Annotated in this window: 25 protein-coding genes and 2 pseudogenes; 7 read left to right on the forward strand and 20 right to left on the reverse strand. The window is 53.3% G+C overall.

All coding sequences use genetic code 11. The features are described from left to right. Positions 1–12: 12 nt before the first annotated feature. From CLV44_RS03185 to CLV44_RS03250, 14 genes are all read right to left on the reverse strand, one after another. Positions 13–387 (reverse strand): translation initiation factor Sui1, encoded by a 375-nt coding sequence (locus tag CLV44_RS03185; protein ID WP_106590664.1) that lies wholly within the window; start codon positions 385–387, stop codon positions 13–15. A gap of 80 nt (positions 388–467) precedes the next feature. Further along, the gene (locus tag CLV44_RS03190) at positions 468–1,784 is read right to left on the reverse strand and encodes a deoxyguanosinetriphosphate triphosphohydrolase (RefSeq protein WP_106590665.1); all 1,317 of its coding nucleotides are present in this window, start codon (positions 1,782–1,784) and stop codon (positions 468–470) included. A gap of 78 nt (positions 1,785–1,862) precedes the next feature. After that, positions 1,863–2,300: a type IV pilin protein gene (locus CLV44_RS03195; RefSeq protein WP_106590666.1), complete on the reverse strand. Its 438-nt coding sequence runs from the start codon at positions 2,298–2,300 to the stop codon at positions 1,863–1,865. Next, positions 2,300–2,593 (reverse strand): hypothetical protein, encoded by a 294-nt coding sequence (locus CLV44_RS03200; protein WP_146139976.1) that lies wholly within the window; start codon positions 2,591–2,593, stop codon positions 2,300–2,302. The genes CLV44_RS03195 and CLV44_RS03200 overlap by 1 nt, the downstream gene beginning before the upstream one ends. A gap of 11 nt (positions 2,594–2,604) precedes the next feature. After that, positions 2,605–5,772, reverse strand: a complete 3,168-nt coding sequence (locus CLV44_RS03205) for a PilC/PilY family type IV pilus protein (RefSeq protein WP_106590668.1) — start codon at positions 5,770–5,772, stop codon at positions 2,605–2,607. Positions 5,773–5,781: 9 nt separating this feature from the next. After that, positions 5,782–6,240, reverse strand: a complete 459-nt coding sequence (locus tag CLV44_RS03210) for a pilus assembly PilX family protein (protein WP_106590669.1) — start codon at positions 6,238–6,240, stop codon at positions 5,782–5,784. After that, complete coding sequence (locus CLV44_RS03215; protein WP_106590670.1) at positions 6,237–7,286, reverse strand: PilW family protein; 1,050 nt, start codon at positions 7,284–7,286, stop codon at positions 6,237–6,239. The genes CLV44_RS03210 and CLV44_RS03215 overlap by 4 nt, the downstream gene beginning before the upstream one ends. A 1-nt stretch (position 7,287) precedes the next feature. After that, positions 7,288–7,728 carry a type IV pilus modification protein PilV gene (pilV, locus tag CLV44_RS03220; protein WP_106590671.1) on the reverse strand — a complete coding sequence of 147 codons (441 nt, stop codon included), beginning with the start codon at positions 7,726–7,728 and terminating at the stop codon, positions 7,288–7,290. Continuing rightward, positions 7,728–8,255: a GspH/FimT family pseudopilin gene (locus CLV44_RS03225; protein WP_106590672.1), complete on the reverse strand. Its 528-nt coding sequence runs from the start codon at positions 8,253–8,255 to the stop codon at positions 7,728–7,730. The genes pilV (CLV44_RS03220) and CLV44_RS03225 overlap by 1 nt, the downstream gene beginning before the upstream one ends. Positions 8,256–8,525: 270 nt before the next feature. Beyond that, positions 8,526–10,007, reverse strand: coding sequence for a pilus assembly PilX family protein (locus tag CLV44_RS03230; RefSeq protein WP_170069249.1), 1,482 nt, complete (start codon positions 10,005–10,007; stop codon positions 8,526–8,528). An 8-nt stretch (positions 10,008–10,015) separates the two neighbouring features. Continuing rightward, entirely contained in the window at positions 10,016–10,402 is a 387-nt protein-coding gene (locus CLV44_RS17615) for a type IV pilin protein (RefSeq protein WP_106590674.1), read from the reverse strand. Positions 10,403–10,437: 35 nt separating this feature from the next. Then, entirely contained in the window at positions 10,438–11,214 is a 777-nt protein-coding gene (locus tag CLV44_RS03240; RefSeq protein ID WP_106590675.1) for a PilW family protein, read from the reverse strand. A 2-nt stretch (positions 11,215–11,216) separates the two neighbouring features. Next, positions 11,217–11,669 (reverse strand): type IV pilus modification protein PilV, encoded by a 453-nt coding sequence (pilV, locus tag CLV44_RS03245; RefSeq protein ID WP_106590676.1) that lies wholly within the window; start codon positions 11,667–11,669, stop codon positions 11,217–11,219. Positions 11,670–11,703: 34 nt separating this feature from the next. Further along, positions 11,704–12,204: a GspH/FimT family pseudopilin gene (locus tag CLV44_RS03250; RefSeq protein WP_106590677.1), complete on the reverse strand. Its 501-nt coding sequence runs from the start codon at positions 12,202–12,204 to the stop codon at positions 11,704–11,706. 301 nt (positions 12,205–12,505) lie between these two features. On the opposite strand from CLV44_RS03250, the gene CLV44_RS03255 reads away from it, so the two are divergent. Beyond that, complete coding sequence (locus tag CLV44_RS03255; RefSeq protein WP_170069250.1) at positions 12,506–13,894, forward strand: pilus assembly PilX family protein; 1,389 nt, start codon at positions 12,506–12,508, stop codon at positions 13,892–13,894. A 151-nt stretch (positions 13,895–14,045) separates the two neighbouring features. On the opposite strand, the pseudogene CLV44_RS03260 reads toward CLV44_RS03255, so the two are convergent. The 4 genes and pseudogenes from CLV44_RS03260 to CLV44_RS17700 form a co-directional block, all read right to left on the reverse strand. Further along, positions 14,046–14,162, reverse strand: a pseudogene (locus tag CLV44_RS03260) (IS66 family transposase); the annotation flags it as partial. Between the two features lie 216 nt (positions 14,163–14,378). Then, positions 14,379–14,840 (reverse strand): pilin, encoded by a 462-nt coding sequence (locus tag CLV44_RS03265; RefSeq protein WP_106590679.1) that lies wholly within the window; start codon positions 14,838–14,840, stop codon positions 14,379–14,381. 247 nt (positions 14,841–15,087) lie between these two features. Beyond that, complete coding sequence (locus tag CLV44_RS03270; protein WP_425436392.1) at positions 15,088–15,387, reverse strand: pilin; 300 nt, start codon at positions 15,385–15,387, stop codon at positions 15,088–15,090. A 20-nt stretch (positions 15,388–15,407) separates the two neighbouring features. Next, positions 15,408–15,516 (reverse strand): annotated as a pseudogene (locus tag CLV44_RS17700) (prepilin-type N-terminal cleavage/methylation domain-containing protein); the annotation flags it as partial. 290 nt (positions 15,517–15,806) lie between these two features. Here CLV44_RS17700 and pilB point away from each other — a divergent pair. From pilB to CLV44_RS03295, 5 genes are read left to right on the forward strand one after another with little or no spacing between them, the layout of a single operon-like run. Continuing rightward, positions 15,807–17,522: a type IV-A pilus assembly ATPase PilB gene (gene pilB / locus CLV44_RS03275; RefSeq protein ID WP_245912586.1), complete on the forward strand. Its 1,716-nt coding sequence runs from the start codon at positions 15,807–15,809 to the stop codon at positions 17,520–17,522. 12 nt (positions 17,523–17,534) lie between these two features. Beyond that, a complete protein-coding gene (locus CLV44_RS03280; RefSeq protein WP_106590681.1) occupies positions 17,535–18,764 on the forward strand; it encodes a type II secretion system F family protein in 1,230 nt (409 codons plus the stop codon). Further along, positions 18,764–19,630: a prepilin peptidase gene (locus tag CLV44_RS03285; protein ID WP_106590682.1), complete on the forward strand. Its 867-nt coding sequence runs from the start codon at positions 18,764–18,766 to the stop codon at positions 19,628–19,630. Before CLV44_RS03280 ends, CLV44_RS03285 begins: the two co-directional genes overlap by 1 nt. Continuing rightward, entirely contained in the window at positions 19,630–20,253 is a 624-nt protein-coding gene (gene coaE / locus CLV44_RS03290; RefSeq protein ID WP_106590683.1) for a dephospho-CoA kinase, read from the forward strand. The genes CLV44_RS03285 and coaE overlap by 1 nt, the downstream gene beginning before the upstream one ends. Beyond that, positions 20,246–20,470 carry a DNA gyrase inhibitor YacG gene (locus tag CLV44_RS03295; RefSeq protein ID WP_245912587.1) on the forward strand — a complete coding sequence of 75 codons (225 nt, stop codon included), beginning with the start codon at positions 20,246–20,248 and terminating at the stop codon, positions 20,468–20,470. The genes coaE and CLV44_RS03295 overlap by 8 nt, the downstream gene beginning before the upstream one ends. Before the next feature lie 11 nt (positions 20,471–20,481). On the opposite strand, the gene CLV44_RS03300 is transcribed toward CLV44_RS03295, so the two are convergent. Both CLV44_RS03300 and CLV44_RS03305 read right to left on the reverse strand, forming a co-directional pair. Then, complete coding sequence (locus CLV44_RS03300; protein ID WP_106590684.1) at positions 20,482–20,802, reverse strand: BolA family protein; 321 nt, start codon at positions 20,800–20,802, stop codon at positions 20,482–20,484. Positions 20,803–20,837: 35 nt separating this feature from the next. Beyond that, positions 20,838–22,139 carry a DUF3422 family protein gene (locus tag CLV44_RS03305; protein WP_106590685.1) on the reverse strand — a complete coding sequence of 434 codons (1,302 nt, stop codon included), beginning with the start codon at positions 22,137–22,139 and terminating at the stop codon, positions 20,838–20,840. 120 nt (positions 22,140–22,259) lie between these two features. On the opposite strand from CLV44_RS03305, the gene CLV44_RS03310 reads away from it, so the two are divergent. Continuing rightward, entirely contained in the window at positions 22,260–22,928 is a 669-nt protein-coding gene (locus CLV44_RS03310) for a hypothetical protein (protein ID WP_106590686.1), read from the forward strand. Positions 22,929–22,932: the final 4 nt, after the last annotated feature.

A 22,932-nucleotide genomic window follows, 5' to 3' on the forward strand; every position in this document is an offset into this window, starting at 1 on the left:
TATACCCAGGACTTAACCGCCGGCCAGCTTGACCTTGTAACCTTCTGCTTCCAGCGCTATTTTCAATGTCTCGCGGTGATCGCCCTGAATTTCAACGATCCCATCCTTTACCGCACCACCGGTGCCACAGCGCTGCTTCAACTTTTTAGCCAGCTGTTTCAGTTCCTTTTCCACCAGCGGTATGCCACTGATGGTGGTTACCCCTTTACCCTTGCGCCCGCTGGTTTCACGGCGAATGCGTACCACACCGTCCAATGTCGCCACACGCTCGGCTTCCGCCTGCTCATGACAACAACAGGCATCCAGCACCTCACCACAATCGGGACAGTGACGCCCGCTTTCTGTCGAATATACCAACCCGCCAAGCTGATCACGTAAACTTGCCATACTGCTAGACTCTTTATCTGCTTAAATCACTATTCTACGACATTAAACATCCACGCATAGGGCACAATGCACACCGAGACCTACAACCCTACCCCACCGATTTGCCGCGCCAGATAGGAAGCATAGTTGTCGGTCATACCCGAGATGAAATCCAGCACCTGTCGGTAGCCGGTATACAATGATTGTTCAGGCCCCGGCGCATGAATACCCATCAGGCGCAGCACCTTCTCTGACCGATAACCAAGCCCCTCACTGCCTTTACAATATTGCTCATACACAGCACTGCAAAAGGCTTCCAGCAACACGCCCAAGGTCGTGTAGGATCCCACCTCAAGCTCGGCCTTGCGAGTATTGGGAAACACCCGTTCACGGGCTACACGCTTGGCGGTCAGAATGCCATCACGCACCATGGGATCACCGTCCAGTAACAGTTCGCCATGGTAGGTGCCTGCCATAATGTCAGCGTAATGCTGCATGAAGGCCTCGACCACCGAATCAACCATATTCTCCATTGCCTTGCCCCGCAGCGCGGAAATTTTGCGCCGGGCGGACGCTTCAGTGTTGAAGATCGCATCATCAAATGCCAGATCACCACACAACTGAAGCAATATTGTCTTCACATCATCAAAGCTCAGGATGTGCAGCTCTATCGCATCTTCAAGATCAAGAATGGCGTAACAGATATCATCAGCGGCTTCCAACAGATACGCCAATGGATGGCGGCACCAAGCGTTGGCACCCCGTGCAACCAGTCCCAAATCACGCCCCAGCGCGTTGAGAATCTCCACTTCGGATAAAAAGGCACTGAATTTGCGTTTGCTGCCACACTGCTCAACGTCCCAGGGATATTTGAGCAACGCCCCGAGCGTTGGAAATGTCAGCCGCAAGCCGCCATCGAACAAATGATTTTCGATCCGTGTCACCACGCGAAAGCCTTGAGCATTACCTTCAAACATCTGTAAATCCAGACGCTCAAGCGGTGATAATGAAGCCAACCGGCGGTCATCGGCATGACAGGCAAACCAGTCACGAATGGCATACTCACCCGCATGGCCAAACGGAGGGTTACCGATGTCATGTGCCAGACAGGCAGACTGCACGATCATGCCCAGATCATGAGGCGTTACCCAGGATGGCAATTGATCAGCGATCAACTCACCCACTCGAATACCCAAGCTGCGGCCGACACTGCCAACTTCCATGGAGTGCGTCAGGCGGGTATGAATGTGATCGTTGAGCGCGAAGGGATGAACTTGCGTCTTCCGCCCGAGACGGCGGAAAGCGCTGGAGAAAATAATGCGGTCATGGTCTTTGTGGAAATGGCTGCGCCCGATCTCGTCGGGCGTCAGCGATTCATGACCGTAGCGGTGAGTGGTGAGGAGGTCAGGCCAGTGCATATCGTTCGCTTCCCGTTCGCTGGCAGTATTTAATGCACTCTAGCACGAACGGCAATCCTCCCTCCAAGCACGAGTACCTCAACGCCCCCAGCAGTCGTTCTTGTCACCGCTGGTACTGCCTTTCAGGCCCTGGTGACTCAGGGTCAGGGTGCCGCAACGGTCACCCGCCATGACTCCGATCGGCGCCGCATTCAGCTGGTAGGCTCCGCTGCTGACATCGCTGAGACTCAGATTGTAGAATTTTGAGTCCCCTTCCTTGGGTGACTGACTGTATGGCAATGCCGGCGCGTCGCTGCCGCCAGCCGACGTGACATAGCGACCGTTGGCAGCGTGATAACGCTCCATGAACTGCGCCAGTTCCAGCAGGTTCGAACGCGCTTCAGAGCGCCGAGACTCGTTGACATACTCCACATATGACGGATACGCGATGGCCGCAAGGATACCGATAATTGCCACCACGATCATGAGTTCAATCAGGGTGAAACCACGATGTGGCTGACGCTTATTGGAATGCATCATTTGATCCGTCGCAGCAGATAATCCAGTTCGGCGCCGTCTGGCGATCGGGTATCGAAAACAACCTCGTCGCCCACCTCAAACCTAGGCGTTTCATCCCAGAAGGCCTCGGACTGGTCACTCAGGGTCTCGCCCTGGCGGGTCTGAAGCGTGGTGCGATAATACGTATTGTCGATATGCACCACGCTCCCCTGCACACGAGTAATCACGCCGGTACTTTCCTCGGCCTGTGCCGGTAGCCAGGCCACCGCACACAGTCCACCCAAAAGGGCTGTTCGTACTAGTGTTCGCATTTTACAGCTCCTCACAACAGTTCACGCCAGCTGATGCGCCCTTCAAGGTGGGGCCCCGGGTTTTCAACAATGATGGTACTTTCGTCCAGCACCTTGATCTCCTTTTCAGGATCGACTGGCACGATGGATGGATGCGGCTTTTCACCATCCATTTGTATACCGGATGGCGGTGCCTTGCCTCCTCCATTGCCCGGATCAATCCAATCACTCTCATCAAAATCAAGATCGCCATCCAGGTCAAAGCTGGCATACTCCAATGCCCCACCGGTCACTGCATCCATTTCCATCAGCCAGGTCACGGCATCGCTCTTGCACATGTCCGAATCATCGGTCAACGGCGTAAAGGTAGTGAAGATGATCTTGCCGTTACGCAGCGTCGCGCCGGCGACCACTCGCTCAGATGAGGACTTGTTCAGGTCCAGATACCAGCCCTTGTGCACGGTCCAGTCCGGTTCATTCTGGCTGGTCAGGCGCAGGTTATAGCTCTCGCCGTCAAACGTGGCGCGGCCCTCGTAAGTAATGGTCTGCTCCAGCAGATCGGCTCGGCTGACAGTGCCCTGGGCATTGTTGCCGCCGCCTTTGTTACCGCCGCCCTTGTTACCGCCACCGTTATTGCCACCACCATTTTTAGACGGCTGATCCCAGATGCCGTACAAGCTCTGCAACGTGCCATTATCAGACTTGTCCGTGGTTTCCAGGTATTTGCCGGTACCGAAGTACACCATCACGCCCCCCATCGGGTGGCGGCCCACTGTCGGTGCAGAGGTGATTGGCTGAACTGTGTTGGCGCTACAGCTATCACCCTGGCAGGCCTTGAAAATCGGCGCATTGCCGGCAACTTTCCAGGACGAAGCGCTATTGCCGGTCAAGTCAAACTTCCATAGATTGCCGAACAGATCACCCGCATAGATGGTATCCGCCATGCCGTTGCCATCGGTATCAATAGGCTTGACCGTACCCAGACCATTGGGGCGCGTCTGGCCGGTCGGATCTTCGGCATAGCCGACACCGGTATCTATTTTCTGCAGCAGCGTACCGCTGGCCAGATCCAGCACGAAGAGTACGGCATCGCCATCACTGCTGGAGGTAGAATCGAACCGATCATCCGTGCTGTTGTAACCGTTGCCGAACACGGCGACCCACTGGCCATTTTCAAGCTGCACAACCGCCGGACGGCTATAGCTATACCCCAAGTCCGGATCCATGAATTCCCACAGGAAAACGTTTCTGGCCGCACCCTCGGTAAACCGCGTGGGGTCGGTCACATCCAGCGCATAGATGGACTGCCCGCCACGCCCCAGGCCGCCCACCAGCACCGTGCGCCAGCGGCTGTTGACCTGCGCATCAACGACCGTAGGGGTGCCATCGACATAGAATCGATGACTGTAATCCTGATCGGCCAGCGCGGCCAGGTGTCCGTTCAGGCTGCCGGGAACATAAGCCAGAAGCTCTTCACCGGTGCTGGCCTTGAAACCATGCAGCATGCCGTCGTTGGCACCCACGTAAATGACCGGTTCGCGATCGGCATGATCCTTCTTGAAGCGCTGATACTCGGTATTCTCATAACGGAAGGACGGTGCGCCCACATACTGTGGCGAAGAGTACACAATATCGCCCAACAGCTTAGCCCGCTCTCGGTACGCGCTGCCTTCATCCGCTTGATCGCCGCGCAGGTATTGCAGCAGGCTCTGCTTGCCTTGGAAGAAATCATTTTGCTGCTGGCCCGAGAAGCTACCCCAACGGAAAGGCACCCCACTGCCATTCAAGTTGGTGATGATGCGACGGTTACGCCAGCCGGTTTGCTCGATCTTGGCTGCGGCACTGGTCCACTCGGGCACCAGCTGCAGATAGGTGCTGCTGGTTGGGTCACTGTCAAAGCGGTAGGCACTCAAGTCACCGGTCCAGTTGCCGCTGTTGTACTTCGGGAAGACCGTCAGAGTGCCGGCATTCAATGGGCCCTGGCTGACCGCTGCCGACGACACGCTCAGCACCTTGTCCGAAATATCGGATAGCGCGCTGCGTAACGCGGTGGCTAGCTGTTCCGCATTGTTAGCTGTGTAATACTGCCCCTTGCCCAGCGCAGCTGTTGATTTCAACAGCTCATGGTCAAGCGCAAAACCGACCGTATAGGTGTTCATGTTCTGTTGCTTGAACTCGGGGTCATCAAAGCTCTTGCCTTCCTTGTCCAGCCCGGAAGTACGCATGTCAAGCTCACGGGCAAACAGGGCAATATCATCCAGGTAGTATTTGGCTTCATCACCGTTCCAATCCGGCAAGCGGTTATCCTTGCCTTCGATGATATCGGACGTGTGCAGCGTCCTGTCCTCAAAGCTATCCCTGGTCGGCTCGCCATCCGTAATCAGAATGGAGAAGTTGCGCTGGCAACGGTATTCGATGGGGGACGTAAAGGAGCCACCGTTGGTCCACATGGACGACATGCCTCGAAAATACCGGGTGACTTCGTAGTAGGCTTCACTTATGGGGGTATTGGTTCTAGCTGTGATGCTGTCGAGGGCATTCATCACAGCCTGCTTGTTGCCAATGTAATCGCGACATTCATTGATCACCTTGCCGCCTTGGCTACTGTAGAAGATGGTGACGCCGTAGCGGATATTTTCAACACTGTCGACCACCGACTTGGCCACATTACGGGCAACCTGCATGCGGTATTCGATCGGAATCTTGCTGCCATCGCGCAGATCAGTGCCACTGGGAAACGTCTCGAACAGATAGTTCAAATAGTTGCCGGTATAACGCGTATTTTCGTTACCAAACGGATCCGGCAGCGCAAGACACTTGCGGTCGGTCACGTCTTCCTTGCGCACAGCCTCATAAAAGCCGCTACCGAACTCATCGTCACAGTTATCATGACGCAAGTCCCCCAGGTCCACGTTGCCGGAGTTCTTATTCCACTCACTACCCTCGTCATAGTAGTTATGATTATCGCGCCTGATTTTATCGTCCCAGCGCGGGTATTCCACATCCGGATCGTAACCGTCAGCCCAAATGATGTTGCGCATGCTGCCCGAATTATCCATCACCAGCATGACATTGGGCTGTACCCTGGACGAGAGCACCGACAGCGGCTCATTGGGCAAGGATAGGTTGGTAACAGCCAGTGCCGACGAACAGTAGGCTCCGGCCAGCACACAGGTTGTAAACTGACTGAATTTAATCATGATCCATCCCTAGTTGAACCGCTTGGCATACAGAGTTTCAAGCACGGATTCGGCTTGGTCGCTCTGGCCAAACCCCTTGGCTTCAATACGATACACATCGCGCCCTGTTTGCGGCTTGAAACCCAAATCAAGGCTGTCGGCAATAAAATATTTCTTTTCCACCTGCGACTCGGGATCACCGGATACCGCAGACAGATCGGTAGAGGCGCCATCACCATACTGGCTGGCGCCTTCGGCCAGTTCCGGCAATTCAAGCGCCTCTCTCAACATGGCCTCCTGCTCGCGCAATGCCGCCTCGGCGGCCTGAAACGACACTTCCTTGTCACGCAGGTTACCGGTCATGCGCTCCTGAACGGTTGCGGTCTGCATGGCACTGAACCCGACAATAGTGATCAGCACCAGCATGATCATGGCAACCAGCAAGGTGGCGCCGTCCTGATGTCTGACTGCATATGGGGTTTGATTCATGGCAAGCGATTCCTTATGGCAACAGTTGTTGTGAACAAGCTGCGCAGGTGCCCATCAGGCGTAAACTCAACCTCATCGGGTGCGCCATCACCATTGAGGTCGAACGGCCAGGTAAGTGACTGTTCGACATCATTCAGACCACCGGTCGGGCTGGTGGTCAACAGGCCGATCCGCACCGATACCACCTCGTCCCAGTCCGATACGTTATCGGCCTGCACATAGGCATCCAGCTCGGCGTTGGCGCTGCCGCTGCCATCGGTATCCAGACCATACACCAGGCGCATGTCTTCCACGCCGCTGACCAGTTCCACCGATTGCCCCAGGCCGCCACCTGCACTTGGCATCACGCGATACGCCTTGAGTGCAGGCTGACCATTGCTGCCGGTGCCGATATAATACAGCACACTGGTGAAGTACAGGATTTGCAAGTCATCATCATACTGATGACTCCATGCGGCCTTATTGAGGTTACCCGGTGTACCACCAGCGCCACGGTTCAACGAAGACGCATTTTCATTGTTGCCGCTTTGAAACAGATCACAGCCATAGGCATCGGCAATCATGATGATCGAGCCCTTCTTGATCCCATGTCCCTTTTCCACTGCGATTGCACTGGCCTGTACCGGATTGTTGCCCTTGGCCACGGCACCGGTCGCATGGGCCGCATGCTTGATCAGCAATGCATCGCCGCGCACATAATCCGGCGCCAGGTTCGTCAGCGGCCCGGTGCCGCCCTGCCAGCCGAGTACGGCGTTATTCAGATCAAACAGTTCTTCTTTATAAGCACCGTTATCGGTATCCAAAAGATTGTTGATTTCGCCCGGACATGCATACTTGAATCCGGCCTGGCGTACCTCTTTGGTCATCAGGTAAGTAGCGAAACGACCGCTTTCCTGTACCCGCGCCAACGCCTCACTGGCGGCTTGAGAGCGGGTGCTGCTGACATACACCATCACCACCCCCATCAAAATGAACAACCCGATCGTCAGGCCGATCATCAACTCAATCAAACTGAAGCCCGCTTGTCTGCGGTAGACAGTATCCATGTCAGATCTCCGTACTCAGTGTCAGCGTACCGCCACTGGCATCCGTCGAGGCATTGCCCTCGGCATCTACCACAGCACCGCGTGAATCATCCCAGGTGATGGTCAGCGTGAACAGGCGATCCTGGCGCGTCAGCTCGGCACCAGTACCTGTGCCCAGCAAATCGCTCAGCCGCCCTTGCCAATAGGCACGGTCTCCGGGGCTGCCATCATCAAACTTGCCCTTTAGGGCGGCCGTACGATTCGCGCGCATCAGATCAAACAGCTCATACGCGTGAAGCGTAGCCATTGAGCTGAGCTGGGCACTTTGCCCGGCCTTGATGGTGTACAGCTGCAGGGACAGCACACCCAACAGGCCAAAGGCCACGACCACCATGGAAATCAGCGCCTCCAGCAGCGTTGCACCCTGCTGCTGATGCAAACCTTTCAGATCCGGTTGAATCATTACTGACACCCTCCTTTGGTCAGGCTTCCGGTCACGGCAATGCAGTAACTGGCCAACACCTTGGCAGTACCCTTGGACGTGTCCATCACATCAACCGATTGCGGTGCCATCAACTGCTGTCCGCTGTTATCGACCGCAAGCCCCAAAGCGGCGAAGCGGATGGTCACGCCGGGATTCCCGGCCTGCTCGTAGGCGACATTTCGTTCCACATCCCAGACACGCAACAACTCCAGGGTGCTATCGTCATTTTCAGCTTGCACACGAATCTCGCGACTGCCGGCACCGCAGGCATCCATCACGCACACATGGGTAAAGGTGTTGCGGGTCAAGGCTTCAGAACGTGCCAAGCTGACAGCCGTGACGAAACTGCTGGCTGCTGCCCGCTCGCGCGCCGATTCAAACATCGAGCTGAAACCGGGGATACCAATAAACAGAATGATGGAGAGGATGGTGACCGTGACCATCACCTCAAGAAGGGTAAAACCGGATACGGCTTCCCTGTGTACATGGGGGCGCTTGCGTCTCACTTCTGCTCTCCTGCATGGTCACACGAACGGAGACATGGATAGCATGGGAAGACAGAGGGAGTGCCATGCAATAGACGATACGCGGACCGTACTGCAGAAATCGACTACTCCATTAGTCTACTCATACACCAAAATTCACATACATGAATCTCTGTTTATATAAGATTCATAGTATCGAAAAAACAAGCTCTGAGCCATACGTTGAAACGAAAAGACCCTGGTCAAAAACTGACCGGGGTCAAGCAGACATCCGAGCAAGTCAGGGCTTGTTTAATTCACCTCTTCGTACCAGTCAAAGACATACAGGGTACCAAAGTCGCCACTGTCACCACTGCCGGGGCAATCTTCAGGCCCTGGGAAACTATCCTCTTCATCCAGATCCATTTCATCGTCGTCGGTGAGGAAGCCATCAACCTTCATCAGGAACTCACAGGCATAGTTATAACGTGCCGTACCACCGCCACTTACATCCCAGTTTATTTCCGGGTTACCATGATAGTCCCAACTGCCCTCATCGCTAAATGCAGGGCTCGGCGCATAATGGGTCGTACTATTACTATCAGTACAGCTACCGCTATTATTGCAATAACGGTAGTCACCAAAATCAAGATTAGAAACAATCATTGATCCTCGTAAGCCATTGGTCGTACCACCACCACCAATATTGACATCTCCCCCCATGATAATGACTAGACCATTCCAGTTAGGCGTACCACTAAAGCTAGCCGTACCGGTGACAATCAGGACACCTGAGCCGTCTAGACTGCCTTTCATATCCAGGTCTCCGTGCACAACAACGGTTTCCATCTCATCATAATCTGTCAGATCAGACTCAACGCCAGACTCACCCAGTTCAACCCAACTAAAATCCGGTGAGTTCAAATCAATCGGCTCCACACCTTTACCCGCGTTCTTGGGCTCGGAAGGATATACGTTTTGCGTGTGGCTGCTACCTTGTATCGCTTCATAAAAACGGCGCAACCCTTCAGGGCTGGTAAAATCTGGCGCAGGGTTATTAGCGATAACCCCACCTACAAGCTGGCCTCTGTCATGGTCAGACTGGCGAATATCCTCGGCACATGCTCGAGTATTACTGGACAATGCAGGTCCGCCATTACCATCATAAAGATATGAATTGGAGTTACCAAAATTGAAACTACACTCCGGGTTCAAAGGATCTTCATTAACAAACACTGCTGGCCAGGTAATTTCACCGTCATGGCTTACATTAAAGTGAATACGACGCAACGACTGATGCTTATCTCCACGACTGACAAGGCTAATACTCTTGACATTTTGATCATCTTGATCGCAGATACCACCATAATTTACGCTAAAAGAACTACCATCTGTACCAAAGAGAGTCTGATCAACAATAAGTACAACCTCTTCCGTTACACCGGTGATAGGATCGGTAGGAATACTGAGATTACCATCTGCATCACACTCATAATAAAACCAGCTGGGCGGATTGTAGTCATGTGTTTGGTATTCCGCCCAAAGCTCATCAATAGCAGTCTGCATGCCTGCTTCGGCCGCCATAAAAGCACCTGACGAACGCTGAGTGTTACCACTCATTTTTTCATCTTGTGTTACACCGCTCATCAATGAAACAGCACCTACCATCAAGATCAGGAGGAAAATCATACCCACAACCAACACATAACCTTGCTGACGCCCTGTCGATATATTTTGCATGCCTGCCATGTCGTGATTAGCCATTTTCAAACCCTCTTGCTGTTTCCATGACACATTCCCTGTCACCAGCATTCATCGTTATCGTTTGAGCCCTTCACGCCATTATGTTGAAGCGTCAAGTTGCCACAGGTCGCATCACCAAACTGCTGCGTTGCAGTGATCGTATAAGAATCTGCAGCTGCATTGATTGCAATAGAGTAAAGCCCTGTTTCTGTGTCACCATTGATAGTATTGCAATTGGCATCATTATAGCTGTTGTACCGGGTATAACAGCGCTCTAGCTGTTGTGCAGCTGTTGCAATAGCGGCACGCCCCTCAGCACGGTTACCCCGTTGAACTTGATTAACATATGATGGGTAAGCAATGGCACTGAGAATCCCGATGATCAATACTACAATCATCAATTCGATCAGGGTAAAGCCACCCGAGCGCGTATTAGAAACAGTCATAGTATTCGAACCTGATAATATTGAGCAGATAAACTTCAAGGTATCCAACGCGACACTTGGTTACGCATGGCAACTGTAAAGCTGAGTTCTTTGTCCGGCACCCCTTCACCCCAAGCATCGACATCTTCAAAAGTGACAAAGGTGCGTATGGCAGTAACACGTTGCCATTGCGCAAGCCCCCAGCCACCGGTTGTACTACCATCATGATAGCCATACGCAGCTGCCGAATCGTAGCGAGCAAACTCATATCCCAGAGCGGAAACCCCTGTCACCAGCGGTTCGGAGTTGTAACCTTGCAGGTTGGCAGCCGATATATCGAATGGAGTACCGGGAACTGGTGCAGCACCCCGTGTCATTTGCCGCGAATAGTCCACCGTATCGCCATCCAGTGAATACTGCGCTTCTACAAAAACTGACTGTGTTACACCGTCATTATCCGGGTCGGCAAAGGTGACATAACGAACCACCAACGCGTCATTGGCAAGCTCCACTGGTGTTATCGGCTGGCCTGTTGCCGGGTCAGCTGGCCAATTCGCACTACCACACCCATTAGGAAAAGCGGCACCCTCTGCCGCATTGCAATAGCCCCTGCCGGCCATACGCAAGTCACGCGCCATAAAGTCAAACAGGAAACGAGCGTTGTCGGTAATCGTCGAAATACTTTGCCGCGTGGCGCTTGCTTCCTTGCTGGCCAGCATGGTTTGAATAATCCCACCCAACAGGACCAGACCAATAATCATGGCAATCATCAGCTCAACCAATGAAAAACCACGTTGCCTACCAATGCCGGTAAAGAGTGTTTTGCCATCCATGATTATTTACTCACTCTGTAGACAAAATCGATATCTTCAAAGTCCTGCTCACCCGTTTCCAAGCCTCGCTCTTTCCATGCGATCGTAATTTCATAATCATCAACCAGATCAACAACAGTTGTGTTGCCGGGGTAAAAAGCTCCGCCAAATAATGCTGCCGAATTAGCACACCACCGCGCCAAATCAGTAGCTGCCATATCGCCTCCAGCCGGTGCATTACTGCAGGATGCCAGTGCATAATCATCGACATTTTCAGGATTGGCCCGCAAGCGCTCTTCAAAATCATTGGCCTGAATGGTCGCCAGCGTACGAAAATATGCACTATGACTCATACTCATCATTTGAGTGTACATTCTCGCCAAACCTAATAGCGCAACCGAAAAAATAACCAGCGCAATCAATGCTTCCAGCAACGAAAATCCTTGTTGCTTGTAATATAGCCTATGCAGTTCCATCTGATTCAGATCCTCCCCATATACACCAGTACAGCTAGCAGCCCGTTATCACACCACCACTACGCGACAGATTGATGCATTCGGTCTCATCTCCGTCAAGCAGCTGCAAACTCAGAGAGTTCGTAATTGCCTCTCCCATACCGTTGAATACAACTTCTCCGCTACAGGCCGCACACGCAACACCTTCTGGAAAGCCCTCGTACACGCGCAACAGCTCGTCTGCATCATCTACTACTCCTTCAGCATCCTGCAGGCGCACCGCCCAGCCATTCGCATAATTTCGGTCTGCATCAGGGTTACCGCCCCCATCCGCACCCACCACAAGGACACGTGCGTTTTGCTGGATGGCCTCGCTCCTGGCCAAACGCAAAGCCGAAACTAAATCATCCGTTGCAGCCTCTATTCGGCCACGCTCAATCTGATTGACAAAAGATGGCAGCGCAATAGAGGAAAGAATTCCTACAATCAGCAGCACAATAAGCAGTTCAATCAGCGTCAGTCCTTGTTCATGACAGTTGCCAGCCGATTCAGGCATTCTTGCAAGCCCCTTCAATTACTTTGATGAGAAGTCTACACAAAAACACCACTTAAGCCATTATCAATACTTGTGTAGAAAAAAATGTTGCGCCAGATCACTAATCAACGCCTACCGGACTTGAGTCTGAGCAGATAATAACCAACAATGTAGTTTGTTAAGCTTCTATTCATAGCGCTTAAACTTATGGCGCCGAATGACGTCAAAAGCCGCATTCAAGGATGAGGCCGCCCACCATGCGGACGGTCCTGGAACAATAACCGCAAAGCCGCAAAACGCGCTAGCTAGCAAGGAGACTTTCATGTCATTACACCGCCCCCACAGCATCGGTGCGCACAAGCAACAGGGCGCCGTCCTTCTGGTTGGCCTGATACTCCTGGCCATATTGATGATCGGTGCAACCAGTCTGATGAATGCAACGATCAGCGACGAAAGGATGACAGGTAACAGTAAAACACATACTGAAGCCTTTTTTGCAGCCGAAGCGGGTCGCCGAGCATTTGTCGATCATGTGACGGCGGCAAACATGGACGACAGTACGCCTGATAAAAAAGCCGAAAAAATTGCAAAAGCTCAGCAGAATTGGGACAAGGTATATGGCCAGGTAACAAAAAACTGGGGGCCAAATGAAAAACCTCGCAACCTGCCCAACTTTGCAGGCATCCCTTTCGCTAATAATGGTAACGGCCCTGCATCCACCTACACCGTGATGGCAGAACCCATATTCGAAGGTGGCAGTGCTACTCCAACTCCCGGCAAGCTCAAATTAATCAGCCTGGGCCAAACCGGTAACGCACAGCGCATGATCGGTTTTGACCTTGATGTTGGCGGTGGCGGCATTGGTATGCCGCCAGCACCAGCCGCCATAAGCTGCTTTGGCGGTGCTTGTAATGTCCAAGCCGGCGCTGCAAACGACGCTCCTATCAGTGGTCAAAACCACCCCGTTCCAAACGAAGGCTGTACCGGCAGCGCATGCTGGGTTGACCCTGTCGACGCTGACAAGGCAGTGGTGCCTGCCGTATTTTTTTCCGATTATAGTGACAGTGATGTCACCCTTCAGGGCGGATCAAACGGAAAGAAGAAAAAGGCGTTTACGGGCCTCGACCGCTTCAACTCAAGTGATGAAAACAATACAGATGTTGCCAGTGGCAAGGACAAAAGCAGCGGTGCTGTCTGGGGACCCAATGACTACCCGGACGATACAGATGGTAACAACACGGCCCCCAAAGACACTGATTATGTAGGCAAAGACGGCAAGTTCATGAAAGATATATTCAAGGCCGCCGCCAACGCCGACAGCTCTTTGGGCACGATCAATAACCCCAAGGCATCGGTCATCAACCCTGCAACTGACAACTTCAATATGCCTGGCTCAACTGCCGGTGGTTTATTGATAATTGAAGGTACTGATGAGAATGGCAACCCCGGTACGCTGTCAAACCAAGGCACCGGCGCTTATGCTGGCCTGATAGTTATTCGTGACTGCAACGAAGTTAACTTTGGTGGTAACTTTTCTGTCTATGGTGCCATCATTGTTGATGCAACCGGCTGCCCAGAAGGCTATACACCTTTCGCCGGTAACGGTACACCCGACGTTAAGTACAGCTCGGATGCACTGGATAACACTGGAGACAGCATTGGTGTTGGCCTCAACGGCGACATGAAAGACTGGTATGAAATCATTAATTAATAAAGGTAGCCGTCCGATTCCGAAGCAGCAGGAACTATATTCTGCTGCTTTGGGGTACCAGCTTGATTGTCTTTACCTGCCAACGTAACCGTCTCTGGTCAGGCGTCATCTATCAGCTTCCAGTTTTGATGCTGTAGCGCATTTTGGCGATCGCACGGCCACCACTGCGTAACGAACCCGCGAACAGAAAGTTCTTGCGGCCCAGAACACAAAGACGAATCAAGTTCTCCACCCGGTGGGTGTCGATGGGGACAGGACCATCCTGCAAGAGCCAATAGTCTGCTTCGGCGCTACTACTTCAATGGAATGGGATTCTGGCCGCTATTGTTTTAACGATGTAGATCGAACCTCTATTCTGATTAACATACAGCTAAAAGAAGCACTGTAGCACCCTTCACCTTTGGAATATCGGATGGACAGGTGTGTATCTGTCTATCATGGATAGCTCGGGAACAAGACATTATCCAGATACTTACCACCTATATTATCGACATGAACTCGGTAGATATTTATCAGGAACAGGGGCACTCGCACCTGCGACGCTACCATCAGCAATGCAGCGCCAAGTAACGATTTGGCTAGTGCTCACTGAAGGCTCAAACCTCAATCCCATACCAGCAAGTGCACCTTGATCAAAGGCAACACCGATACTGCCTGCCGCGCCATGGATACTGACTTGGCTCACATAGCGACCATCCAGTGCAGCCGCTCGATTTTTGATCGACACAGCAGAGTCACTGGCAGAGCTGGCAACATCCAGGCGGCCGTATTCATAAAAATAAATGCCGACAGTCTGACGAACACCGTCAGTCAATGTTAATGCCTCCATTAGCTGAGCACGAGCGGTATATACTTGATAAGCAGGCAATGCAATCGCAGCCAAAACACCAATAACTGCAACTACAATCATCAACTCAACCAGGGTAAAGCCTTTATTTTTATCCATTGAATTGCAGCCCTTACTTTAATTTACCCCATGCACAGGGTCATCATGAACGAATTTTCAAGCACACACTATCGGCACTTAATATCAAACTCTGTATCAATAATAGACATAAAAACAAAACTCGACACATTCGAGCAAGATGAAAAAACACACACATGAAAAAGCCCCGCATTAAGCGAGGCTTTTTCAACTACTAAAGGGGCACCTTAATAAATCAACTCATGACATGACACCCCATATATCTGACTTACGGAGCTTCACAGCCAGACGGGATGAACTGTGCAGGTACATCAGCACATACCCAAGTAGAAATTTGAGTACCATTCAAAGTCGGAGTAATTGTCATTGTCTCACCACTCAATACACCGCTATCAAAAGGCACGCTAATTGCGCCAGTGTTGGCGGCAATAGTTGCCCCACCGTCTGTAATATACTTACCATTGAGCGCAGCTGCCGCATCGTCAACACGTCCAGGAATGTCAGCCAAGTCACCATCTTCAGACAATACAACTGCGATGTCCGCACGAATACCTGCTGTAGCACTCAACGCTTCTGCCGCCTGTGCACGACCCGTGTAATCCTGGTAGGCCGGCAGCGCGATCGCAGCCAGAATACCGATGATCGCAACTACGATCATGAGTTCGATCAGGGTGAAACCCTGCTGATTGTGCTTCATCATTTCGTTGTTCATTGAGTTATCTCTCCAGCGAGTTAACAATCCATATTTGAAAGCCTGCAATCAACATCCTGTGATTGCCTGCTGGTGACCATAGTAGACAGCGGCGACCCCCTGTGTCCAGCCTGAATACAAACTGAACACTCAATTGACTTGAGCCTGATCAATAAACCAGTACTTAACACTCGCCGGTTTACACTTCAGCTGCGCCTGTGGTTTGATTGCAGTACTATTAGCACCTCTTTTCCCTACCCTTTCGTTATAACTTCTACATGGCAACAGGAGCTACGGTGTCTCAAGGATTGCAGCCCCTAACCGGCTTGGCCAAACGGCTGGTCAACGATGGTGTGTTCTCGACTGAGGTCGCCCAGGATGCGGTGGCACAAGCCCGTGAAGCCAATCAGCCACTCATTCATTACATTATCAGCCATCGACTGGTCAGTGCGCACCGGGCGGCAACGGCCGCTTCAGAAGAATTTGGCCTGCCTTTTTTCGATTTGGACTCATTCGGTGACGATGCCATCCCGCAAAGCCTGATATCTGAGGCCTTGATTACCAAGCACAAAACACTGCCATTGATGCAGCGTGACAATCGCATCTATATCGCGCTGGCAGACCCGACCAACATTCAAGCACTGGATGAAATCAAGTTTCACACGGGTAAAACTACCGAAGCGGTCATTGTTGAGGAAGATAAACTCAGTCGCAGGCTGGAGCACTTTCTTGATGGTGCCGATAATGCCATGGACGCGCTTGAAGACGCCGACCTCGATAACATCGAACTGGGAGACGACCAACCCAAGACTGAGGACAAGGAAAGTGCTGAAGATGCGGCGAACGAAACCCCTATCGTCCGCTTCATTAACAAAGTACTGATGGACGCCATTAAAAAGGGGGCTTCGGACATCCATTTTGAGCCCTACGAGAAGAGCTATCGCGTCCGCTGCCGTATTGATGGCATGCTACAGGAAGTTCATCGCCCGCCGCTGAACCTGGCTAGCCGCATGACAGCTCGCCTCAAGGTGATGTCACGGATGGATATATCAGAACGACGCGTCCCTCAGGATGGCCGTATCAAACTGAAAGTATCCGCCAAACGCGCAATCGATTTTCGTGTTAACACCCTGCCGACCCTATGGGGCGAGAAGATCGTACTGCGTATTCTCGACCCCAGCAGTGCCAAGATGGGCGTTGAGGCGCTAGGCTTTGAGCCCGATCAGAAAGAAGCATACCTGACCACACTGGAGCAGCCCCAAGGGATGATCCTGGTAACCGGCCCTACCGGCTCCGGTAAAACCGTTTCCCTGTATACCGGCCTGAACATTCTCAATACCGAAGAGCGTAATATCTCCACGGCGGAAGACCCGGTGGAAATCAACCTGGAAGGTATCAACCAGGTACACGTAAACGCCAAGGTAGGGCTGACCTTTGCCGAAGCGTTGCGCTCATTCCTGCGTCAGGACCCGGATGTCGTCATGGTGGGTGAGATCCGTGACCTAGAAACCGCCGAAATCTCCATCAAGGCGGCACAAACCGGCCATATGGTGCTTTCAACCCTGCATACCAATAGCGCACCGGAAACACTGACCCGCTTGCGCAACATGGGTGTACCGGCATTTAACATCGCTACATCGGTCAGTCTAATCATTGCACAGCGCCTGGGGCGACGCTTATGTGAAAGCTGTAAAGAGCCCGTCAATCTTCCGGAAGCTGCCCTACTGGAAGAGGGCTTTACGCCCAACCAGATACCTGACTTGCAACTCTATGCTGCTAATGCCGACGGCTGCAGCAAATGCAACAGAGGCTATAAAGGACGTGTGGGTGTGTACGAGATGATGAAGATGTCGCCTGAAATTGCCGAATGTATTATGGAAAATGGCAACTCCATCGATATTCTGCGTGTTGCTCAGCAACAGGGCTTTCGTACCTTGCGCCAATCGGGACTGCTCAAAGTGGCCGCAGGTGTTACCAGCCTTGAAGAGCTTAACCGCGTAATCAAAATCTGACAGGGATAGAGCATGGCAACGGTAGCAAGAAAAGCCCCAAAGAGAGCCACTTTTGACTGGCAAGGCAAAGATAAAAGCGGCAATACCAGTAAGGGTAAAATCGATGCAGAAAGCTTGGCAGCCGCCAAGACTTTGTTACGCAAACAGGGCATTAAGCCCGGCAAGGTAGTCAAAGAGCGCAGCTCTATTTTCAGCGCAAAGAATAAGCCGGTCAAACCAGCGGATGTTGCCTATTTCATCCGCCAATTAGCTACCATGATGAAAGCAGGTGTACCCCTGCTACAGGCGATGGAGATCGTTGGCAACGGAGCTGAAAAAGAGAAACTCAAACAGATGATTTATGCCATCCGTGATGATGTCAACGGTGGTTCCAACCTGTCACGCGCCTTTGAACGTCATCCGCAACATTTCGATGACCTGGTCTGTTCACTGATCAATGCCGGTGAGCAGTCCGGCGCACTGGAAACCATGCTCGACCGCATCGCCACTTACAAGGAAAAGGTCGAGTCACTGAAGAAAAAAATTAAAAAGGCGATGACTTACCCCGCTGCTGTTGTAGTGGTTGGTATTGTCGTGTCCGCAATTTTGCTGGTGAAAGTGGTACCACAGTTTGAAAGTGTTTTTTCCAGTTTTGGCGCAGACCTGCCGGCCTTCACCAAGTGGGTCATTGGGCTATCTGAATGGATGCAACAATGGTGGTTTATCGGTCTGATTGGTGCCATGGGCATAGGCTTCACCTTTACCAAGGCCCGTGCCAAATCCGAAAAATTCTCTAACTTTGTTGACCGCGCAGTGTTACGTATCCCAATACTTGGCCCCATTCTGCATAAAGCCGCCATTGCACGCTTTACCCGCACCCTGTCTACCACGTTTGCAGCCGGTGTACCGCTGGTAGAAGCGCTCGATTCAGCCGCAGGCGCAGCAGGAAATGTCGTGTACAGTGACGCGATCATCCAGATCCGTAACGGTGTTTCCACCGGTCAGTCACTGCAAAACGCCATCACCATGACCGGTGTTTTCCCCACCATGACCATCCAGATGATTGCCATTGGCGAAGAAGCCGGCTCCCTGGATATGATGCTGGACAAGGTTGCTACCTTCTATGAAGAGGATGTCGATAACGCAGTGGACAACCTTTCCAGCCTGCTGGAACCACTGATCATGGCCGTACTCGGCGTGCTGGTCGGTGGCCTCGTAATTGCCATGTACTTGCCGATCTTCCAGCTGGGTAACGTTGTTTAATGTTTGAACTGTTGCAAGCCGAGCCGCTGTTGGTGGCTCTTTTTACTGCCATGCTTTCGCTACTGATCGGCAGCTTCCTGAACGTGGTTATCCTGCGCCTGCCGGTGATGATGCAGCGGGAATGGGATGCCATGCTGGCCGCTGAAGCCGATGCTGAATCTGGCAAACCTGCCGAGGCGCAGCCCGCATTCAATTTGATGACGCCACGCTCGCGCTGCGGCAATTGTGGCCATGAAATCCGCTGGTTCGAGAACATACCGGTGATCAGCTGGCTGTTCCTGCGCGGGCGCTGCAGCGGGTGCGGTACAGGCATCTCATTCCGCTATCCGTTTATCGAACTGCTGACCGCTGCCGGTTCCGGCTGGATCATCTGGCAGTTCGGCTTCACTGTGGAAGGTGGCGCACTGGTGCTGCTGACCTGGGCCCTGATCACGCTGACCTTTATCGACTTTGACCACCACCTGCTGCCCGACTCCATCACCTTGCCGCTGCTGTGGCTGGGTCTGCTGCTGAATACCCAGGGCCTGTTTACCTCACTGGAGAGTGCGGTCTTTGGTGCAGCTGCCGGTTACCTGATTCTCTGGGGGGTTTACTGGGCGTTCAAGCTGCTAACCGGTAAAGAAGGCATGGGCTATGGTGACTTCAAGCTGCTCGCCGCCATTGGTGCCTGGGGCGGCTTTCAAGTTCTGCCACTGGTGATCCTGCTCTCCTCCGTAGTTGGAGTGGTGATAGCCATGCTGCTGATTGCTTTTCGCCGTCATCAAGCGCAAAATCCTCTGCCTTTCGGACCTTACCTGGCGATCGCCGGGTGGATAGCTTTGCTCTGGGGTGAACCGATCATTTCCGCATATCTTGGGAGTTTTTGATGCTGGTAGCAGGACTCACGGGTGGTATCGGCAGCGGTAAAAGTGCTGCCTCTGCATGTTTCACGGCACTGGGCGTACCGGTGATTGATGCCGATGTAGTCGCACGTCAGGTGGTTGAGCCAGGCAGCGAAGCCCTGCTCAAAATTGCTGCGCATTTCGGCCAAAACGTGATCACGGCCGACGGCACGCTGGACCGACCGGCGCTGCGCCGCATCGTGTTCGATAAGGAGCGCGAGCGCAACTGGCTGGAAACTCTACTGCATCCGCTGATTCGCAATCAGATTCTGGACACCATTGAGCAGTTGGACACCGACGGCCACGACTACGCCATTCTGGCCTCGCCGCTGCTGCTGGAAACCGACCAGCACCTGCTGATCAGCAAGGTGATTGTGGTCGATGTGCCCGAGTCACTGCAGGTTGAGCGCACCATGCAGCGTGACGGCATTGAAGAGGCGCAGGTTAAGCAGATCCTGGCGGCACAGGCCACCCGTGAGGAACGCCTTAGCCACGCCGACTACATACTGGACAACAGTGGCTCTCAGGATGCCTTGGCAGCGGCAGTCGCCGCCCTGCATCCGCAACTGCAAACACTGGCCGCCGAGGAGAACAGCCGCAATGACTGATACCCGCGTGAAAATGGTGAAATGTCCGCAGTGTAGCCAGCCCGCCGCTTACGCTGAAAGCAATCCCTTCCGCCCGTTCTGCTCGGAGCGTTGCCGTCTTATTGACTTGGGCGAGTGGGCCAGCGAGGGCTATCAGATTGCTGCCGAGCCTTCGCTTGATGAATTCAGCTCGGGCATGACCGCCGAAGAGATGACGTTCACGCCGACCCGGCACTGACACCTTCGATATTATCCCTGATCCGCCTTGGAACCACCCTTACAGGTCGGCGACAACGGTACTTCACCGTTGCGCGCCTGCCACTCGTCCGGCGTATGCAGGTGCAGCGCCAGGGCGTGAATCGGGTTTTGCATCAGCTCCGCAACCAATCCGTACACCTGCTGATGCCGTGGTACCAGACGCTCACCTTCGAAATCAGGGCTCACCAATACCAGCTTGAAATGGCTTTCCGTGGCAGGCCCGGAGTGCATGTGACTCTCGTTTTCCAGCTGAAGGTGCTCGACGTTCAAACCCGCCCTCAGCAGGCTTTCCAATTGTTCTGCAATACTCATCTCTACTCCACGTACGTACAGGGAAGACACTGGGCTTAACCTTGCGGTTTTTCCTTGCGCGCCATCTGAATAAAACGGTGATGTATACGCCGTGTCGCCAGCCAAACGCTGAACGCCACCACGGGTACCGAAACACCGGTCGCCAGTGATTTGTCGATCGGTATACCGGCATCATACACCGCCTCGAACACATACTTCAGCAAGCCGATCAGATAGTAGCTGATTGCCACCACCGACAGTCCTTCCACCGTATGCTGCATCATCAACTGAATGCGTGAACGCCGGTCCATGGAACTGAGCAGCTGCTGATTTTGCTGCTGAATACCCAACTCTACCCGCGTACGCATCATGTCAGAAACACGGTCAACGCGGCGCGACAAGTCTTCCAGACGCTCGCCACTGGCCTGACAGGTACGCACCGCTGGGGTTAATCGCCGAGTCATGAATTCGGTGATGGTCAAATGGCCGGACACTTCGTTCTCGCGCAACTCTTCAAGCCGGGTCAGTACCAGCGCATGATAGGCCTTGGTTGCGCTGAAGCGGAAGGTAAGCCGCGCCCGCCATGACTCGATACTGGCCGCCATGTCGATCAGATCGGCCAATAGGCTCGGCTCATCCACTTCCCCCTTGTCGGCCAGCTGCTGGGTGAGTTTGGCCAACCGCGCATCCATCCGTCCCAGTTCCGGCGAGACCGAACGGGCCAGCGGCAGAGCCAGCAGTGCCATCAACCGGTAGGTTTCGATCTCCATCAGTCGCTGCGTCAGTCGACCCAGCTGGCTGTCACTCATCTGCTTGTTGACCACCATCAAGCGGCCAAAACCATCCGAGTGCAGCTGGAAGCTGGCCCACACCTGCGCATCACCCCCTTGTGGGCTGCTGCCAACCAGACGCATCTCTTCGAAGGCTGCTTTCACCGCCGGTAAGGCAGGCTCCTCCCCTTCGCGTGCATCTTCGATGCTGACATGAAAGGCAGCCACGACTTCACCGGGCAACGATTCGATCCAGCCCTGGGGCAAAGGTGTGAGACCAGTTACATCAAAAGCATCGGCGTCTGCCGGAATATCAAGATTGATAAAGGTGTAGGTGGTAAATTCGGTATGCTTTTCGCGGCGCAGACGAAAATCACCGCAGTCGTATTCATAGCAGTTCAGATCCTGCTGGTTCACCGGACACCCGAACAGGCCATGGAGTTGCTGCAGATGTTCATGCTGCGCCTGCTTTTCCGCCTCGGAGCACAACAGCGCGATATGCGTGACCCGTGCCGGGCTGGGAATAACCTGAAAGGGCCGCGAATGCAGCTCATCGTAAAGGTGTGAACGCAGAGGATGGATATTCATCGGCAAGCCCGAGTAAAACCACAACTGTAAAGAATTGTCACCGGCTTGGACAGCCCTGACGGATCGTCAATACGTCGGGCTTTGCTTTATACTTGCGGACTATAACGAACACGAGTACTTATGATTATCCGCGTACTGCCACATCTTGAAAGCCGAGCCGAGTGGATCGCCTTCTGCCGCCGCGAGGCACCTTATTGTCTGGTCGATACACCGGCCTGCCTGGTCGACTTTCAAACCCACTTTTTGCAGCTGACCCTGTTTGGCGAGGGCGCACCAGTGCGTTATACACTGGGCTCGCGCCGCGCCATTGATCCGGCCTGGCAGTTGATCAAACGCTGCAATTGGAGCCTGAGTACACTGGTGGCGGGACTGGATACACTGGATTTTGGAGGGAATGTCCGCGACAACGACTTGCTGGGCGTACACACCGATATGAGCGCACGGCGCTCAACCCCGCGTGACCCGCACCTGCATGCACCGGGATGCAGCGAGGTACTCACCCCGCTACGTCGCCTGCCTGCATACTGGGATAGCCGGAACCTGAAACGCCTGCTCGCCAATCAACAGTACCGTGATTGGCGCAGCGAACAGGAAGGCATCAACCTGACGCCTGCTGCCCTGCTGTTGGATCTGCTGGCCCATGCAGAAGACTGGAGTGCCAGCCCGTCAGGGCCTCGCCTGCTGATCAGTTGCCGTCGCCAGCCGTTGATTAGCCTGATTCCCGATCTCAGCCCACCGTCCCGGTCCGTGGATCAAGGGCAGCCATTGCTGGCCGCCCCCTTGCGCTAACGGC

This window comes from Marinobacterium halophilum, assembly GCF_003014615.1.
Taxonomy (GTDB): Bacteria; Pseudomonadota; Gammaproteobacteria; order Pseudomonadales; family Balneatricaceae; genus Marinobacterium; species Marinobacterium halophilum.